Source organism: Streptomyces sp. HPF1205 (genome assembly GCF_020400825.1).
Lineage (GTDB): Bacteria > Actinomycetota > Actinomycetes > Streptomycetales > Streptomycetaceae > Actinacidiphila.
Window position 1 is genome coordinate 190,734 of sequence record NZ_JAINVH010000005.1, and the last position, 15,342, is coordinate 206,075.

Genomic DNA, 15,342 nt, shown 5'->3' on the forward strand with positions numbered 1-15,342 from the left:
GGCCACGGCGGGACGGAGGAGGGGAGAGATGGAACCCCTGATCGTCCTCAGCGGCGTCAACAAGCACTTCGGGCCGCTGCACGTCCTCAACGACATCGACCTGACCGTGCGCCGCGGCGAGGTCGTCACCGTCATCGGCCCGTCCGGCTCGGGCAAGTCCACCCTGTGCCGGGCCGTCAACCGGCTGGAGCGGGTGGACTCCGGCACGATCACGATAGACGGCCGCCCCCTGCCTGACGGCGGCCGGGAGCTGGCCCGGCTGCGCGCGGACGTCGGCATGGTCTTCCAGTCCTTCAACCTCTTCTCCCACCGCACCGTGCTGGACAACGTCGCCCTCGCGCCGGTCAAGGTGCGCGGCCGCTCCCGGGAGGAGGCCGAGGCCCGCGCCCACGAACTGCTGGAGCGGGTCGGCGTCACCGGTCAGGCCGGCAAGTACCCGGCGCAGCTCTCCGGCGGGCAGCAGCAGCGCGTGGCCATCGCCCGCGCACTGGCCATGGACCCCAAGGCGATGCTCTTCGACGAGCCCACCTCGGCGCTCGACCCCGAGATGATCAACGAGGTGCTGGACGTGATGCGGGGCCTGGCCGCCGACGGCATGACGATGGTGGTCGTCACCCACGAGATGGGGTTCGCCCGGTCGGCGGCCGATCGCGTGGTGTTCATGGCGGACGGGCGCATCGTGGAGGAGCAGCCCCCGGCCGACTTCTTCACCGCGCCGCACAGCGCCCGCGCCCGTGACTTCCTGGCGAAGATCCTGCGGCACTGAGGCGGGGGGCGGCCCGGCCCGGGCGGCGCGGAAGCCGGGTACGCGGACCGCCCGGGCGGTTCCGAGGCCGCGGGCGGACCCGAGGCCGCCGGCGGTTCCGCGGCCGTGCGGGGCCCGGAGTCCGCGCGGGGCCCCGAAGGGCGGCTCCAAGGCCGCGGACGGGCCGCTCTCGTTTGCCGGGCCCGTGCCCGGGCAGCCGCACCGGGAGAAGGGAGCTCCCCATGTCCCGATCCCGCATCGTGATCGTGGGCGCCGGTTTCGCCGGGTTCCAGGCCGCCCGCGGACTGACCCGGCATCGCGCCATGCGCGAGGAGGCCGAGGTCGTCCTGATCAACCCCACCGATTACTTCCTGTACCTGCCGCTGCTGCCCCAGGTCGCGGCCGGCATCCTCGAACCGCGCCGGGTGGCGGTGTCCCTGCAGGGCGCCCTCCCCGGAGTGCGCCTGGTGCTGGGCGAGGTCGACCACATCGACCCGCAGCGGCGCACGGTGTCCTTCGCCGGACCCGAGGGCGACCGCGGCAGCATGTCGTACGACCGGCTGCTGCTCACCGTGGGCAGCGTCAACAAGCTGCTGCCGATCCCGGGCGTCGCCGAGCACGCCCACGGTTTCCGCGGCCTGCCCGAGGCGCTGTACCTGCGCGACCACATGACCCGCCAGATGGAGCTGGCCGGCGGCACCGACGACCCTCGCGAATGCCAGGCGCGCTGCACCTTCGTGGTCGTCGGCGCCGGTTACACCGGCACCGAGGTCGCCGCCCAGGGCAAGCTCTACACCGACGCCATGGCCGGGAAGCACCCCGTCCTGCGGCACCGCGACCGTCCGCGCTGGCTTCTGCTGGACATCGCCGACCGGGTGCTGCCCGAACTCGACCCGCGCCTGTCGCGCACCGCCGACCGGGTGCTGCGCGCACGCGGCGTCGAGGTGCGCACCGGGCACTCCATCAAGGAGGCCACCCAGGAAGGGGTCGTGCTGGACACCGGCGAGTCCGTACCGAGCCGCAGCCTCATCTGGTGCGTCGGCGTGCGCCCCGACCCGCTGGTCGCCGCCGTCGGCATGCCGCTGGAGCGGGGCCGCCTGGTGGTCGGGCCCGATCTGGTGGTCCCCGGCCACCCCGGCGTGTACGCGGCCGGGGACGCGGCGGCCGTACCCGACCTGACCAGGCCCGGCTCGTACACCCCGATGACCGCGCAGCACGCCGCCCGGCAGGGCAAGGTCGCCGCACGCAACATCGCCGCCTCGTACGGATACGGCGAGGCCCGGCCCTACCGGCACCACGACCTGGGATTCCTCGTGGACCTCGGCGGGGTCAAGGCCGCGGCCAACCCGCTGGGCGTACCGCTGTCCGGGCCGACGGCCGGCGCCGTCACCCGCGGATACCACCTGTGGGCGCTGCCCGGCGCCCACAACCGGACCAAGGTCGCCGCCGACTGGCTGCTGGACGCGGTGCTGCCGCGACAGGCCGTCCAGCTCGGCCTGGTCCGCTCCTGGGCGGTGCCGCTGGACACCGCGGCGCCCGAACTTCCCGTGCGGCCCTCCGCGGCGGCCGGCGCGCGCCCGGTCGGCGCCGGCGGGGGACGACACCGCGAGGCGGGCGGCCGGCAGCGCCGGGACGACGGCACGGACCCGCACCATCGGAAAGGAGACCAGTCCTCATGACCCGTCCCGCCGGCACCAAGGAACCGGCCCTCGACGACGCGCAGCTCGCCGAACTCGCCCAGCAGATCAGGGTGGACGCGGTGCGCGCGGCGGCGGCGGCCGGCTCCGGGCACCCCACCTCCTCGATGTCGGCCGCCGAGCTGATGTCCGTCCTGCTGGCCCGCCACCTTCGCTACGACTTCGACGACCCCGGCCACCCGGGCAACGACCACCTGATCTTCTCGAAGGGCCACGCCTCGCCGCTGCTCTACGCGGTCTACAAGGCGGCCGGCGCCATCAGCGACGACGAACTGCTCACCTTCCGCAAGTTCGGCAGCCGCCTGGAGGGCCACCCCACGCCCCGGCTGCCGTGGGTGGACGTCGCCACCGGCTCGCTGGGCCAGGGCCTGCCGGTCGGCGTCGGCGTGGCGCTCGCCGGCAAGCGCCTCGACGGGCTGCCGTACCGCACGTGGGTACTGTGCGGGGACAGCGAGCTCGCCGAGGGCTCGGTGTGGGAGGCGTTCGAGGCGGCGGGCACGGAGGGCCTGGACAACCTCACCGCGATCCTCGACGTCAACCGGCTCGGCCAGCGCGGCCCCACCCGGCACGGCTGGGACCTGGACGCGTACGCCAACCGGATCCAGTCCTTCGGCTGGAACACCGTGCAGATCGACGGGCACGACATCGACGCCGTGGACGAGGCCATGGCCACCGCCCGCACCACCCGTGGCGCGCCGACCGCGATCATCGCGCGCACCCGCAAGGGCAAGGGCGTCGCGGAGGTCGAGGACAAGAACGGCTTCCACGGCAAGCCGCTGCCCCACCCGGACGAGGCGATCCGTGAACTCGGCGGCGTCCGCGACATCCGGGTGCACGTGCGCCGCCCGCCGGAAGCCGACAAGCCGGCCTTCGGCGGCGAGCCGCGCACCCCGCTGCCGCACTACGACATCGGCGACGGCATCGCCACCCGTACCGCCTTCGGCGAGGCCCTGACCGTGCTCGGCAGCCGCCGCGGCGACGTGGTGGTCCTCGACGGCGAGGTCGGGGACTCCACCAAGGCGCAGATGTTCGCGAAGGAGCACCCCGAGCGGTACCTGGAGTTCTACATCGCCGAGCAGCAGCTGATCGCCGCGGCCGTCGGCGTGGGCGTGCGCGGCTGGAAGCCCTACGCCGCCACCTTCGCGGCCTTCCTCACCCGTGCCCACGACTTCCTGCGGATGGCCGCGGTCAGCCGCAGCGACCTCAACGTCGTCGGCTCCCACGCCGGAGTGTCGATCGGCGAGGACGGCCCCTCCCAGATGGGCCTGGAGGACCTGGCGATGATGCGGACGCTGCACAGCAGCACCGTCCTGTACCCGTGCGACGCCAACCAGACCGCCAAGCTCGTCGTGGCCATGGCCGACCGGCCCGGCATCTGCTACCTGCGTACCACCCGCGGCGACACACCGGTCCTCTACGCCTCTGGCGAGGACTTCCCCATCGGCGGCAGCAAGGTGCTGCGCAGCCACCCGGACGACCAGGTCACCCTGATCGGCGCGGGCGTCACCGTGCACCAGGCGCTGGCCGCCCACGACCGGCTCGTCGCCGACGGCATCCGCGCCCGGGTGATCGACCTGTACTCGCTCAAGCCGGTGGACACCCGGACGCTGCGCGAGGCCGCAGCGGCCACCGGCCGCTTCGTCACGGCAGAGGACCACCACCCCGAGGGGGGCCTCGCCGACGCCGTGCTGGAGTCCTTCGGCAACGGCATGCCCATGCCCCGGCTGACCCGCCTCGGCGTCCACAGCATGCCCGGCTCGGCCACCCCCGAGGAGCAGGTGCACGCCGCGGGCATCGACGCCGACGCCATCGCGGCCGCCGCCCGCAAGCTGGTGGCCTCCTGATGGGCTCGGTGACGCTGACGGCCGGCCGCCGCAAGGTCGAGTGGCCCCCGCCGAGAAGGAGCTCTTCCCGGCGCGGGCGGGCCGGCCGCCCGTCACCGAGGAGGACCTGGCCACGTACGCGCGGGACATCGCCGAGTACGCCCTGCCGCACCTGAAGGACCGACCCCTGGTCGTTCCTGCCCGCCCGGGGCCGTTCCCTGGGCCCGCGGCCCGGCGGCTGAGGGCGCTGCGGGACTGAGAGCGGCCGGCACGCGGGGACGTCCGCCGCGAGGGCGAGGCCGGAGGACGCCGAAGGGGGCGCGGCCCCGAAAAGCCGCGCCCCCTTCGGCGTCCTCCGCCCCCGCCCGGTCCGCGCCGGGTCCGCCTCGGTCCTCAGTCCACGTTGGGCCCGCTGTGCCGCCGCGGCCTCGTCCGGACCCGGCCCTCGTGGACTCCGGAGTCCGAGATCTCGTACGGGAAGCGGCGGCGGCCGTCACGCGGCATCTCGGCCGGGCGGGGCTGCCGGGACTCGTGACTGCGCGGCCCGCTGTCCTGGTGGCCGGGGCCGTGGTCCTCGCCGACCACCCCTGTGTCGTGTTCCTGCCGGGTCTGCCACGCGCCCTGCCGGGGACGAGCCTCCTTGGGCGGTACGGGCTTGCGCTGGCGCATGCCCCACCAGACCGCGCCGATGAGCAGGAGCACGATGCAGATCCCGATGATGATCGGCCCGATCCCCACCAGGTAGTCGTTCAGCGCGAGCCGCACGGTGTCTTCGTGGTAAGCGGACATACTCGGCACCTCCTCAGGTGCGGATGCCCTGGATTCCGCAGGGAACACGACGGATGTACGGCCCGGGCGGAAACCGGACGCTCACATGATGCACCCGAATTGCGGGTTTTACTCACTTTTGAGGAGATTTTGTCTTGATGGCGGGGCTGGACCATATCGACGGGCGGGGCGCGGAAGGCCGGGGCGACGGCGGGGACGAAGGGGATGCCCGGCCCGGGAAGGACCAGGGCGCCCGGGGCGGGAGGGACGAGGGCGCCCGGGGCGGGAGGGACGAGGGCACCCGGGGCGCGGTGCTGGTCGCCCTCGGCGCGAACCTGCTGATCGCGGCGGCCAAGTGCGCGGCGGGCCTGTTCGCCCACTCCCCGGCGCTGCTGTCCGAGGCGGCCCACTCCGTCGCCGACAGCCTGAACGAGGTCTTCCTGCTCACCTCGCTGCGCCGCAGTCACCGCGCCGCCGACGCCCAGCACCCCTTCGGCTACGGCAAGGAGCGCTACTTCTGGTCGCTGCTCGCCGCCGTGGGGATCTTCGTCCTCGGCGGCTGCTTCTCCTTCTACCAGGGGCTGCGGGCACTGCACGGCGGCGGCCACGAGAGCACGGCCGGATACGTGGCGGGCCTGGTCGTTCTGCTCGTCGCCCTGCTCTCCGAGGGCGCGTCGCTGCTGAAGGCGCTCCACCAGACCCGCGAGGTCGGCACCGGCGACCCGGCGCTGCGCACCGTGCTCGCCGAGGACGGCACCGCGGTGATCGGCGTGCTCCTCGCGGCCGGCGGCATGCTGGTGCACATGACGACCGGCAGCCCGCTGGGCGAGGCGGCCGCGTCCATGGCGATCGGCGTGCTGCTGATGGCCGTCGCGTTCGGGCTCGGCCGCAGCGCGCACCGCCGGCTCATCGGCGTCGCCGGCGACCCGGGGCTGCGCGACGGCATCGAGCGCCTGCTGGCCGAGCAGCCCGAGATCGACACTGTCGAAGAGCTGCTGACCATGCGGCTGGGCATGGACTCCACGCTGGTCGCCGCCCGCATCGACCTGGTCGGCGGCCTGGACAGCGAGCGGGTGGAGGAGGTCAGCCTGCGCATCCGCCGGGCGGTCCGCGACCGCTGGCCCACCGCCGACCACGTCTTCCTCGACATCACCGACGCACCCACCGAGCGCCGCGCCCGCGCCGCCGCCCGCGGCGCGGCCGTCGCAGGCAGTGACCAGCCGCAGCCGTCACCGTGAGTTAGGCAACCCTGAGTCGCGGCCCGGAAGCGGGTCATGGATCATGACTCCCATGCCGGTCCTCATAGCCGTGGGCGCTTTCCTCACGACCCTCGCCGGCGGCCTCGTCGCACAGCGCATCGGTGACCGCCGGCACCTGGTCCTCGGCCTGGCCGCGGGGCTCATGCTCGGGGTCGTGGGCTTCGATCTGCTGCCCGAGGCGCTCGACAACCAGCCCCGGCACGTCTTCGGGGTGCCGGCGGCGCTGCTGATGTTCGTGGCCGGCTTCCTCGCGCTGCACGTCCTGGAGCGGTCGGTGGCCATCCACCGCGCCCACGAGGCGGAGTACGCCGAGCACACCCACGGGCTCGGCGAGCCCCACGGCCACGCGCACGGCCACGGTCACGGGCCCGTCCAGGGCATCGGCCTCGCGGCCGCCTCGGCCCTCGTCGGGCACAGCGTGATGGACGGCTTCGCGATCGGCGCCGCCTTCCAGGCCGGCGACACCGTCGGCATCGTCGTCGCTATCGCCGTCATCTCGCACGACTTCGCCGACGGCTTCAACACGTACACCATCACCCGGCTCTACGGGAACGGCAGGCGGCGGGCCCTGGCACTGCTGGCCGCCGACGCGGTCGCGCCGGTCGTGGGCGCGGCGATCACCCTGGCCTTCACCATCCCGAGCGGGGCGCTCGGGCTCTACCTCGGGTTCTTCGCCGGCTTCCTGCTGTACCTGGCGACCTCGGACATCCTGCCGGAGGCCCACACCCCGCACCCGTCGAGCTCCACCCTCCTGTGCACCGTGGCCGGCGCCGCCCTCATGTGGTTGGTGATCGGTCTGGCCGACTGACCTTGCCCGGGTGCGTGGCCGCCTTGGTCACGTCGGCCACCAGTTCCACCACGTCCGCGCCGTACGCCTGCGAGTTCACCACCCGCAGCAGCAGGCAGAAGGTGCCGTCCACGCCGTACTTGCGGGCCAGCCGGGCATGGTTGCGGGCCAGGTAGCGGGTCGCGGCCTGGTTGGCTATGCCGCGCTGCCCGGCGGACAGGAACACCGGCCGGTCGTTGCCGGAGTCGCCGGCCGAGGCGAGCCGGGCCAGCAGGACGTGCTCCACCGTCCCCTTCTCCAGCCGGTAGACGTCCTTGCCGACGGTGATCGCGCCCTGGTCGGGGCCCGGCGCCGGATCCACGTTCACCTCGATGCCCGGCAGCATCGAACGCAGGTGCGCCGCCAGCCGCAGGTTCGACGCGGGCCCGCCGATGCAGAACTCCGTCCGCGCGCCGAAGCCCTGCCAGGCGGTGTCGTGCGCCAGCACCTCCGCGTGCGCCCCGCACTCCTGGACGACCGCGGCCAGCTCCAGCAGCGCGAACGCGTCGTGCCGGGCCAGGCTCCAGCCGCGTGCGCCCGGGTCGCGGGAGACCACGAGCAGGCACTCCGACTCCTTCGGCAACCCGAAGAACCGCTGCTTGCGCTGCAGCCGCCGGCGCCACAACAGGCCGCGGACCAGCCATCCCGCAAGCAGGCCGAGCACCAGGGCCGCCGCGGCCAGGACCAGGGTGCGCACGTCGTCGCTCATGGCGCGGCATCGTAGCGGTGTTCGAGGCGCGCCGCCCCCATGCGCTCCTGACGAGACGGTTGAGGCGAAGTTACGCTGCCGGGACGGTCGTTGAACGGAGGATCGGCAGATGGCTCCACACCTCGGACATCACCCCCATCGCGTCAAGGAACCGACCGAAAGCCCGCGGACCCGCGCAAGGGTCCGCAAACGCGTGGTGCGCGCGGTCGCCGCCCTCGCCGTCACCGCGGCGGTCGGCGCGCTCACGGCGGCCGCCCCCGCACCCAGCGCCCCCGCAACCCGCGCCCCCGTACCGCGCCCTTCCGCACCGGCCAAGAGCCCGCTCGCCCTCGGGTACGGAGGGGCGGTCGCCAGCGTGGACGCGGACGCCTCGGCCGCCGGCATCGAGGTGCTGCGGCACGGCGGGAACGCGGTCGACGCCGCCGTGGCCACCGCCGCCGCCCTCGGCGTCACCGAGCCGTACTCCTCGGGCATCGGCGGGGGCGGCTACTTCCTGTACTACGACGCCCGGCGGCACGAGGTGTTCACCGTCGACGGCCGCGAGACGGCCCCGCACAGCGCCACCGACCGGCTCTTCGTGGAGAACGGCAAGCCGCTGGCCTTCGCCGACGCCGTCACCAGCGGGCGCAGCGTGGGCGTGCCCGGTACCGCCGCCACCTGGCAGGCCGCCCTGGACTCCTGGGGCACCCGCCCGCTCGCCGACGTCCTGCGGCCCGCCGAGCGGATCGCCCGCCACGGCTTCACGGTGGACGCCACCTTCGCCTCCCAGACCGCGGCCAACCAGGACCGGTTCAAGGACTTCCCGGCCACCGCCGCCCTGTTCCTGCCCGGCGGCCGGCCGCCGGCCGTCGGCTCCACCTTGCGCAACCCCGACCTCGCCCGCACCTATCAGGAACTCGGCGCCAAGGGCATCGCGGCGATCTACCACGGCGACATCGGCGCCGACATCGTGCGCACCGTTCGCAGGCCCCCGGTCGACCCGGCCGCCACCCGCGTGGTGCGCACCGGCGACATGACGACCGCAGACCTGGCCGCGTACACGGCCAAGGAGCAGCCGCCCACCCACACCACCTACCGCGGCCTGGACGTGTACGGGCCCGCGCCCTCCTCGTCGGGCGGCACCACCGTCGCCGAGGCGCTCAACATTCTGGAGCACACCGACCTGCGGCACGCCTCGCAGACCCAGTACCTGCACCACTTCATCGAGGCGAGCCGCATCGCCTTCGCAGACCGGGGCCGCTGGGTCGGCGACCCCGCCTTCGAACAGGTGCCGACCGCGGGGCTGACCTCCAAGGCGTTCGCCGCCTCCCGGGCCTGCCTGGTCAAGGACGACGCGGTGCTGACCAGCCCGCTCGCCCCCGGCGACCCCGCCCACCCGGCGCCGTGCGGCCACTCCGGCGCCGCCGCCCCCACCACCTACGAGGGCGACAACACCACTCACCTGACGGTCGCCGACAAGTGGGGCGACGTCGTCGCCTACACCCTCACCATCGAGCAGACCGGCGGCAGCGCCATCACCGTCCCGGGCCGCGGCTTCCTGCTGAACAACGAGCTGACCGACTTCTCCTTCGTCCCGGCCGACCCCGCCGTGCCCGACCCGAACCTCCCCGGCCCCGGCAAGCGGCCGCGCTCCTCGATCTCGCCGACCATCGTGCTCAGGCACGGCCGAGTGGACTTCGCCACGGGTTCGCCCGGCGGCGCGAGCATCATCACCACGGTGCTGCAGGTCCTCACCGAGCACATCGACCGCGGACTGCCCCTGCTCGACGCGATCGCCGCGCCCCGGGCCAGCCAGCGCAACGCCGCCGCGACCGAGCTCGAACCGGCCCTGTGGAACAGCCCGTGGAGGACCCCGCTGGAGGCGATCGGCCACCACTTCACGCAGAACCCGGAGATCGGCGCGGCCACCGGCGTCCAGCGGCTGCCGGACGGCAGGTGGCTCGCGGCAGCCGAGCCGGTACGCCGCGGCGGTGGCTCGGCGATGGTGGTCCGCCCCGCCGGTTGACCGTCCCACCCACCGGCAGCCGCCCCGCCGCGACCGCCCCCGAAGGCGCCGGCCCGCCCCGGGCCGGCGCCTGGGCGTCGCCCGCGCCCCGCCACCCGCCCCCGCGCGCCCCAAACGGTGCGCGGCCGAAAACTCCCCGTAGCAGCTCCGTAACACGACGGGTGTGCAATCGCGGGCGGACGGCGAGGCGAGGGGCGAGAACGGTGAGGGTGACGGAACCGACCGGCGCGGCGGGGCACTTCACGTACTGGTTCGCAGCGATGGTGACGGCCCTCGGCGAACGGCCCGGCTGGTACGGGGTGTTCGCCGCCCGCGAGCCGGACGCCGCGCGAGCCTACCGGGACGGTGCGGACCTCCCGCCGTGGGACGTCGTCCACGCTCTCCTGCACGATCTGGCCGCCGCCCGCGGAGTGCCGCCCGACGGGCACGAACTGGCCAGGGCCCGCACCCTCCACCAGGCCGCGATCGCGGCCTGGGACGCGGCCCCCGGGGCCGCCGCCGCGCTGCGCGCCCGTCTCGACGCCGCCGTGCGGGCCCGCGACTCCGCCACCTCGCGCGAGCGCGAGTTACTGCGGGCCGCCGGGGACGCGGCCGGGCCCCCCGCCGCCCGGCCGTCCGACGCCCTGGCCTGGGCCCGCGACGACCGGCAGCGGGCCGTCGCCCGCTGCGAGGAACTGGTCGCCCGGCTCGCCGCCCTGACCTCGGGACCGGCGGCCCGCCCGCTGTGGCGCGACGAGGCCGCCCCGGAACCCGCGCCCGGCGAGGAGTCCGCCCCCGCCGCCTCCCCGGCGGGCGAGCCGGTCCGCGGCAAGGCCGTGCGGGCGGCAAGGCCGCGCGGCGCCCGCTTCGCGGGGGCGTACGCGGCGACCGGGGAGCCGGACCGGCAAGCGGCGGCGGGATCCGCCGCGGCCCCGGGGTCCGCCGCGCCCACGGCCGCCGCCCCGAAGACCGCTCCCCGGGGCGCACGGTTCGCGGGCGCGCCCGCGGCGCCTCCCGCCGCTCCCGGGTCCGCGGCGCCCGCCGCGCCGCCTCCGCGGACCGCCGACCCCGCCTCCACGACCGCGGCCCGGACGGCGGAGTCCCTCACCGCGGCGCCGCGGGGCGCGCGGTTCGCGGGCGCGCCCCAGGCTCCCGCACCGGCCCCGCCGCGCACGGCCGACCCCCGGTGGACCGAGCAGGCCCGGCGGACGGTGGCCCTGCTGGGCGAGCTGCGGCGCGCCGGGCGGACGGGGGCCGCGTACGTCGCCCTGTGCGAGGCCGCGGACGGACCGCCGGACCGGCTGCCGTACCTGGTCGGGGAACTGGAGCGGGCGGGCTTGGGCGCGGACGTGGCCACGCTGCTGTGGGAGACCGCCGCCCTGCCCCCGGCGGCGCTGGCCGCGGCGGCCGCCGCCTTGGCCGGTGAGGGCCGCCCGGGGGAGTGCCGGACCCTCCTCCACCAGGCCGCCGCGCGCACGCCCGCCGACGTGGCCGCGGTCGCCGCCGACCTCGCCTCCGGCGGGCACGACGAGGCCGCCGCGGAACTGCTGGAGACGCTGGCCCGCACCCGGTCCACCGAGGACACCGCCGAGGTCGTCCGCGCCCGCCCGTCGCTGGCCCGTGCCCTGCTGGCCGCCTCCGGGCGGATCTCCGCCTCGCGGCGGCGCGACATCATCGCCGCGTTGCGCCGCACGGGCCTGCCCGACTCGTGACGGCCCCGGCCGCGCGGCCGCCGTCCCCCGGGAACCGCGGCCGCCGTCCGGCCGAACGGGTCGCCGCGACGGGAAACGGAAACGTCCTGCGGCGGTAACGACCGCGCTCTTGCCACAGTGGGCCTTGGCTTCCACGTCCGCCCCACGGCGGGGTCCCTTTGCGTGGAACCGGCGTGACGTCACGTCAGAGGAGCGTGCCATGAGCAATGTCGTGCGTGCCGCGCTGGTCCAGGCCACCTGGACCGGCGACACCGAGTCGATGATCGCCAAGCACGAGGGGCACGCCAGGGCCGCCGCCGCTCAGGGCGCACGGGTGATCGGCTTCCAGGAAATGTTCAACAGCCCCTACTTCTGCCAGGTGCAGGACACCGAGCACCACAAGTGGGCCGAACCGGTCCCCGACGGCCCGACGGTGCGGCGGATGCGCGACCTCGCCCGCGAGACCGGCATGGTCGTGGTGGTCCCGGTCTTCGAGATCGAGCGGCCCGGCCTCTACTACAACTCCGCCGCCGTGATCGACGCCGACGGCTCCTACCTCGGCAAATACCGCAAGCACCACATCCCGCAGGTGGAGGGGTTCTGGGAGAAGTACTACTTCAGGCCCGGGAACCTCGGCTGGCCGGTCTTCGACACCGCCGTGGGGCGGATCGGCGTCTACATCTGCTACGACCGCCACTTCCCCGAGGGCTGGCGCGCGCTCGGCCTGGCCGGCGCGCAGCTCGTCTACAACCCCAGCGCCACCAGCCGCGGCCTGTCCGCGTACCTGTGGCGGCTGGAACAGCCCGCCGCCGCCGTCGCCAACGAGTACTTCGTCGCCGCGATCAACCGCGTCGGCCGCGAACCCTACGGCGACGACGACTTCTACGGCACCAGCTACTTCGTCGACCCGCGCGGGCAGCTCGTCGGCGAGGCCGCCTCGGACACCGAGGAGGAGCTGCTGGTCCGCGACCTCGACTTCGGCGTGATCGAGGACGTGCGGCGGACCTGGGCGTTCTACCGCGACCGCAGGCCGGACGCCTACGGCGAGCTGACGGGGGCGTGAGCGGCATGGACCCCGCGACCGGGAACAGCCACGCCGCCCTCCTCGCGCGGCACCGCGCGGTGCTGCCGGACTGGCTCGCCACGTACTACGCCCGTCCGATCGAGCTGACCCGCGGGGCGGGCCGGCACGTGTGGGACGCCGAGGGCAACCGCTACCTGGACTTCTTCGGCGGCATCCTCACCACCATGACCGCCCACGCGCTGCCCGAGGTGACCGCCGCGGTCGCGGAGCAGGCCGGGCGGATCCTCCACTCCTCGACGCTCTACCTCAGCAGCCAGGCCGTCGAGCTCGCCGAGCGCGTCGCCCACCTGTCCGGCATCCCCGACGCCCGGGTCTTCTTCACCACCTCCGGCACCGAGGCCAACGACACCGCCCTGCTGCTCGCCACCACCTACCGGCGCTCGAACCAGATCCTCGCGCTGCGCAACAGCTACCACGGCCGCTCCTTCACCGCGATCGGCGTCACCGGCAACACCTCGTGGTCGCCGACCAGTCTGTCCCCGCTGCAGACGCTGTACGTGCACGGCGGCGTGCGCACCCGCGGACCCTACGCCCACCTGTCCGACCAGGACTTCACCGCCGCGTGCACGGCGGATCTGGAGGAGATGCTCGGCCAGGCGAACGGGCAGGTCGCCGCGCTGATCGCCGAGCCCGTGCAGGGGGTCGGCGGCTTCACCTCGGGGCCTGACGGGCTGCTCGCCGCGTTCAAGGAGGTCCTCGACCGGCACGGCATCCTGTGGATCAGCGACGAGGTGCAGACCGGCTGGGGCCGCACCGGCGAGCACTTCTGGGGCTGGCAGGCACACGCGCAGGCCGGGCCGCCGGACATCCTCACCTTCGCCAAGGGCCTCGGCAACGGCATGTCCCTGGGCGGCGTTGTGGCCCGAGCGCAGGTCATGAACTGCCTGACCGCCAACTCGATCTCCACCTTCGGCGGCAGCCCGGTCACCACCGCCGCCGCGCTCGCCAACCTCGGCCACCTGCTCGACCACGACCTGCAGGGCAACGCCCGCCGGGTCGGCGGCCTGCTGAGGTCCCGCCTGGAGTCCGTCGCCGCGGGGCCCGGCATCGTCCGCGAGGTGCGCGGTCGGGGACTGATGCTCGGCGTCGAACTCGTCGAGCCCGGCACCGACGCCCCCAGCGCGGCCGCCGCGAACCTGGTCCTGGAGTCCGCGCGCGAGTACGGCGTGCTCGTCGGCAAGGGCGGCAGGGACGGCAACGTCCTGCGCGTGGCCCCGCCGCTGTCCCTGACCGTCGCCGAGGCCGAGGAGGGCGCGGACGCGATCGGGGCGGCCCTGCGGCGGGCCCGGTCCGCGCTGGAGGCAGGTGCCGGCGCATGAGCACCCGTACCGTGATCCGCGGCGGCCTGGTCGTCACCGCCACCGACGAGACCTACGCCGACGTCCTCGTCGAGGACGGCCGGATCGCTGCCCTGGCCGCCTCCGACTCCTCCGCCGCCAGGAGCTGGCACGACATCGGCGCCGATCACGTCATCGACGCCACCGGCAGATACGTCCTGCCGGGCGGTGTGGACTGCCACACCCACATGGAGATGCCCTTCGGCGGCACCTTCGCCTCGGACACCTTCGAGACCGGCACCCGCGCGGCAGCCTGGGGCGGCACCACCACCGTCGTGGACTTCGCCGTGCAGAGCGCCGGCCGGAGCCTGCGCGCGGGGCTCGACGCCTGGCACGCGAAGGCGGACGGCAAGTGCGCGATCGACTACGCCTTCCACATGATCGTCTCCGACGTCGACGAGCACTCGCTCAAGGAGATGGACGTCCTGGTCGAGGAAGGAGTCACCAGCTTCAAACTGTTCATGGCCTACCCGGGCGTCTTCTACAGCGACGACGGCAGAATCCTGCGGGCCATGCAGCGCGCCGCCGGCAACGGCGGGCTGATCATGACGCACGCCGAGAACGGCATCGCGATCGACGTCCTGGTCCAGCAGGCCCTCGCCGCCGGCCGGACCGACCCGCGCCACCACGGCGAGGCCCGGCACGCCCTGCTGGAGGCGGAGGCCACCCACCGCGCCATCCAGCTCGCCCGGGTGGCCGGGGCGCCGCTTTACGTCGTCCACGTCTCCGCCCAGGAGGCCGTCGCCGAACTCGCCGCCGCCCGCGACCGGGGCCTGCCGGTCTTCGGCGAGACGTGTCCGCAGTACCTGTTCCTGTCCGCGGACAACCTCGCCGAGCCGGACTTCGAGGGCGCCAAGTACGTGTGCTCCACGCCGCTGCGGCCCCGCGAGCACCAGGCCGCGCTCTGGCGGGCGCTGCGCACGAACGACCTGCAGGTGGTCTCCACCGACCACTGCCCGTTCTGCTTCACCGGCCAGAAGGACCTCGGCCGCGGCGACTTCTCCAGGATTCCCAACGGCCTGCCCGGCGTGGAGAACCGGATGGACCTGCTCCACCAGGCCGTGGTGGAGGGCCGCCTCGGCCGCCGCCGCTGGATCGAGATCGCCTGCGCCGCCCCCGCCCGGATGTTCGGCCTCTATCCGCGCAAGGGCACCCTCGCCCCCGGCTCCGACGCGGACGTGGTGATCTACGACCCGCACGCCGAGCAGGTCCTGTCCGCCCGGACACACCACATGAACGTCGACTACAACGCCTACGAAGGCCGGCGCGTCACCGGCCGCGTCCAGACCGTGCTGTCCCGCGGCGTACCCGTGGTCCTGGACCGCGCCTACGTCGGGCGCGCCGGGCACGGCCAGTACACCCCGCGCGGCCTGTCCGGTCACCTCGCCTGACAGCAGCCGGCCCACAGCACAAGGAGTG

General features: G+C 74.5%; 13 protein-coding genes. 11 read left to right on the forward strand and 2 right to left on the reverse strand.

Annotation, left to right across the window (positions count from 1 at the left end; genetic code table 11):
- Positions 1–28 precede the first annotated feature (28 nt).
- The 4 genes from K7G61_RS08210 (at position 29) to K7G61_RS08225 (ending at position 4,524) form a co-directional block, all read left to right on the forward strand.
- A complete protein-coding gene (locus tag K7G61_RS08210; RefSeq protein WP_308190605.1) occupies positions 29–766 on the forward strand; it encodes an amino acid ABC transporter ATP-binding protein in 738 nt (245 codons plus the stop codon).
- Between the two features lie 221 nt (positions 767–987).
- Positions 988–2,424, forward strand: a complete 1,437-nt coding sequence (locus K7G61_RS08215) for an NAD(P)/FAD-dependent oxidoreductase (RefSeq protein WP_225846014.1) — start codon at positions 988–990, stop codon at positions 2,422–2,424.
- Positions 2,421–4,286, forward strand: a complete 1,866-nt coding sequence (locus K7G61_RS08220) for a transketolase (RefSeq protein ID WP_225846015.1) — start codon at positions 2,421–2,423, stop codon at positions 4,284–4,286. Before K7G61_RS08215 ends, K7G61_RS08220 begins: the two co-directional genes overlap by 4 nt.
- A gap of 40 nt (positions 4,287–4,326) precedes the next feature.
- Positions 4,327–4,524 (forward strand): hypothetical protein, encoded by a 198-nt coding sequence (locus K7G61_RS08225; protein WP_225846016.1) that lies wholly within the window; start codon positions 4,327–4,329, stop codon positions 4,522–4,524.
- A gap of 134 nt (positions 4,525–4,658) precedes the next feature.
- Here the strand turns inward: K7G61_RS08225 and K7G61_RS08230 are convergent, their stop codons facing one another.
- Positions 4,659–5,054 carry a DUF6479 family protein gene (locus tag K7G61_RS08230; RefSeq protein WP_225846017.1) on the reverse strand — a complete coding sequence of 132 codons (396 nt, stop codon included), beginning with the start codon at positions 5,052–5,054 and terminating at the stop codon, positions 4,659–4,661.
- A 137-nt stretch (positions 5,055–5,191) separates the two neighbouring features.
- Here K7G61_RS08230 and K7G61_RS08235 point away from each other — a divergent pair, with 137 nt between their 5' ends.
- Both K7G61_RS08235 and K7G61_RS08240 read left to right on the forward strand, forming a co-directional pair.
- A complete protein-coding gene (locus K7G61_RS08235) occupies positions 5,192–6,271 on the forward strand; it encodes a cation diffusion facilitator family transporter (RefSeq protein WP_225846018.1) in 1,080 nt (359 codons plus the stop codon).
- A gap of 52 nt (positions 6,272–6,323) precedes the next feature.
- Complete coding sequence (locus K7G61_RS08240) at positions 6,324–7,100, forward strand: ZIP family metal transporter (RefSeq protein ID WP_225846019.1); 777 nt, start codon at positions 6,324–6,326, stop codon at positions 7,098–7,100.
- On the opposite strand, the gene K7G61_RS08245 is transcribed toward K7G61_RS08240, so the two are convergent.
- Positions 7,069–7,827: a hypothetical protein gene (locus K7G61_RS08245; RefSeq protein ID WP_225846020.1), complete on the reverse strand. Its 759-nt coding sequence runs from the start codon at positions 7,825–7,827 to the stop codon at positions 7,069–7,071. The genes K7G61_RS08240 and K7G61_RS08245 overlap by 32 nt on opposite strands.
- A gap of 109 nt (positions 7,828–7,936) precedes the next feature.
- Here K7G61_RS08245 and ggt point away from each other — a divergent pair, with 109 nt between their 5' ends.
- The 5 genes from ggt to hydA all read left to right on the forward strand — a co-directional run bounded on the left by ggt (position 7,937) and on the right by hydA (position 15,314).
- Positions 7,937–9,832, forward strand: a complete 1,896-nt coding sequence (gene ggt / locus K7G61_RS08250) for a gamma-glutamyltransferase (protein ID WP_225846021.1) — start codon at positions 7,937–7,939, stop codon at positions 9,830–9,832.
- Between the two features lie 209 nt (positions 9,833–10,041).
- On the forward strand, positions 10,042–11,523 hold the full coding sequence (locus K7G61_RS08255; protein ID WP_225846118.1) for a hypothetical protein: 1,482 nt from the start codon (positions 10,042–10,044) through the stop codon (positions 11,521–11,523).
- 199 nt (positions 11,524–11,722) lie between these two features.
- Positions 11,723–12,565 (forward strand): nitrilase-related carbon-nitrogen hydrolase, encoded by an 843-nt coding sequence (locus K7G61_RS08260; RefSeq protein ID WP_225846022.1) that lies wholly within the window; start codon positions 11,723–11,725, stop codon positions 12,563–12,565.
- Positions 12,566–12,570: 5 nt separating this feature from the next.
- A complete protein-coding gene (locus K7G61_RS08265; protein ID WP_225846109.1) occupies positions 12,571–13,905 on the forward strand; it encodes an aspartate aminotransferase family protein in 1,335 nt (444 codons plus the stop codon).
- The gene (gene hydA / locus K7G61_RS08270; RefSeq protein WP_225846023.1) at positions 13,902–15,314 is read left to right on the forward strand and encodes a dihydropyrimidinase; all 1,413 of its coding nucleotides are present in this window, start codon (positions 13,902–13,904) and stop codon (positions 15,312–15,314) included. Before K7G61_RS08265 ends, hydA begins: the two co-directional genes overlap by 4 nt.
- The last annotated feature ends 28 nt before the right edge of the window (positions 15,315–15,342 follow it).

Excerpts from the sequence above, each read along its gene's own strand:
- hydA (WP_225846023.1), top strand. The coding sequence starts at position 13,902 with ATGAGCACCCGTACCGTGATCCGCGGCGGCCTGGTCGTCACCGCCACC.
- ggt (WP_225846021.1), top strand. The coding sequence starts at position 7,937 with ATGGCTCCACACCTCGGACATCACCCCCATCGCGTCAAGGAACCGACC.
- K7G61_RS08245 (WP_225846020.1), bottom strand. The coding sequence starts at position 7,827 with ATGAGCGACGACGTGCGCACCCTGGTCCTGGCCGCGGCGGCCCTGGTG.
- K7G61_RS08235 (WP_225846018.1), top strand. The coding sequence starts at position 5,192 with ATGGCGGGGCTGGACCATATCGACGGGCGGGGCGCGGAAGGCCGGGGC.
- K7G61_RS08240 (WP_225846019.1), top strand. The coding sequence starts at position 6,324 with ATGCCGGTCCTCATAGCCGTGGGCGCTTTCCTCACGACCCTCGCCGGC.
- K7G61_RS08260 (WP_225846022.1), top strand. The coding sequence starts at position 11,723 with ATGAGCAATGTCGTGCGTGCCGCGCTGGTCCAGGCCACCTGGACCGGC.
- K7G61_RS08215 (WP_225846014.1), top strand. The coding sequence starts at position 988 with ATGTCCCGATCCCGCATCGTGATCGTGGGCGCCGGTTTCGCCGGGTTC.
- K7G61_RS08210 (WP_308190605.1), top strand. The coding sequence starts at position 29 with ATGGAACCCCTGATCGTCCTCAGCGGCGTCAACAAGCACTTCGGGCCG.
- K7G61_RS08265 (WP_225846109.1), top strand. The coding sequence starts at position 12,571 with ATGGACCCCGCGACCGGGAACAGCCACGCCGCCCTCCTCGCGCGGCAC.
- K7G61_RS08230 (WP_225846017.1), bottom strand. The coding sequence starts at position 5,054 with ATGTCCGCTTACCACGAAGACACCGTGCGGCTCGCGCTGAACGACTAC.
- K7G61_RS08220 (WP_225846015.1), top strand. The coding sequence starts at position 2,421 with ATGACCCGTCCCGCCGGCACCAAGGAACCGGCCCTCGACGACGCGCAG.